Origin of the sequence: Anaerotignum faecicola, assembly GCA_024460105.1 — a bacterium.
GTDB lineage: Bacteria > Bacillota > Clostridia > Lachnospirales > Anaerotignaceae > JANFXS01.
Window position 1 is genome coordinate 1 of record JANFXS010000656.1, and the last position, 378, is coordinate 378.

A 378-nucleotide genomic window follows, 5' to 3' on the forward strand; every position below is an offset into this window, starting at 1 on the left:
GATGCCAGGGCGTATACCGTGATGATACGGCGGTTGGGGGCGGTTTTGGCGCTTTTACGACGAACCGGACCGCGAACGCGGCAAAAGCCATCGGCTGTACCACGACAATCATCGGTCACTGTGAAGAGCGAAAAGACAAGGCAGGAATCCTTGCGGAAGCCGGCGTCACAGATACAAAGGCAGTGAACCGTCTGCTGAATCAGGAGATAAAAAAGGCTGTTTCTTCCGGTCTTTCTGTGCTATACTGTATCGGAGAGTCTTCTGAAGAGCAGGAGAGATGGAAAGAGGTATTAAAAGAGCAGATTGATATCGGTCTGGAGGGTGTGGAAAAAGATCTGGTTACCATTGCCTATGAACCAATTTGGGCTATCGGACCGG

The 378-nt window shown here is 51.1% G+C and carries 1 protein-coding gene; it reads left to right on the forward strand.

The window, feature by feature from the left end:
• On the forward strand, positions 1-378 hold a 378-nt coding region (locus tag NE664_15875), incomplete at both ends, for a triose-phosphate isomerase (GenBank protein ID MCQ4728113.1).